Origin of the sequence: Longirhabdus pacifica, from assembly GCF_004115085.1 — a bacterium.
GTDB lineage: Bacteria > Bacillota > Bacilli > Paenibacillales > DSM-105158 > Longirhabdus > Longirhabdus pacifica.
In genome coordinates, this window is sequence record NZ_QXJP01000068.1 from 1 (window position 1) to 717 (window position 717).

Sequence of the window (717 nt, forward strand, 5' to 3'; positions counted from 1 at the left end):
CGACCGTTAAGCCCTCCAGCGCCGATGGTACTTGGACCGAAGGGTCCTGGGAGAGTAGGACGTTGCCAAGCCATGGGCCCTTAGCTCAGTTGGTTAGAGCGCACCCCTGATAAGGGTGAGGTCGGTGGTTCGAGTCCACTAGGGCCCACCACCTACAACAAAGTAAGATGAAAATCGCATAGACAAGCAAAGCAACAACTACTATTACGGGGCCATAGCTCAGCTGGGAGAGCGCCTGCCTTGCACGCAGGAGGTCAGCGGTTCGATCCCGCTTGGCTCCACCAAGAGGAACAAAAAGATTTAAAAAATAGCTTGCAAAAAAGCAGCAAACGTGATATAGTATCACTTGTCGCTTTTCATGAGTGTTGCTGAAAAGCAAAAGCTCAGACATTAGAAAAGACCCAATAGCTTCATTAAATCCTAGTGATTTTTACGAAGTAAAAGATCTTTCTTAATGAAAGCTAACAATGAAATAAAAGAGAAAAAAACAGAAGAGAAACTTACAACCTTAAAAGCTAAAACCTTATCACAAGGTAAGATCTTTTGCTAAAGCAAAAATCATTGGCGATGGAAACCAAGCAATTGGGCTCTTTATAAGGTCGCATTTTTCTCGCTGAAACAACTTCGAAGCATAGGCTTCGAAACATGCACCTTGAAAACTGGATAGTGAAAGAAGAAGATAGATGAAGAAAGTAAGGGCACACGGTGGATGCCTAG

Annotated in this window: 1 protein-coding gene and 2 tRNA genes; 2 read left to right on the forward strand and 1 reads right to left on the reverse strand. The window is 44.1% G+C overall.

The genetic code is table 11. The features are described 5' to 3' along the window. Positions 1-74 precede the first annotated feature (74 nt). Both D1Z92_RS17095 and D1Z92_RS17100 read left to right on the forward strand, forming a co-directional pair. Positions 75-151 (forward strand) — tRNA-Ile (locus D1Z92_RS17095). 57 nt (positions 152-208) lie between these two features. Further along, positions 209-284 (forward strand) — tRNA-Ala (locus D1Z92_RS17100). Positions 285-526: 242 nt separating this feature from the next. Here D1Z92_RS17100 and D1Z92_RS17535 read toward each other — a convergent pair. Next, positions 527-717 (reverse strand): hypothetical protein (locus D1Z92_RS17535; protein WP_206099783.1); only part of this gene is annotated, 191 nt, incomplete at its 5' end.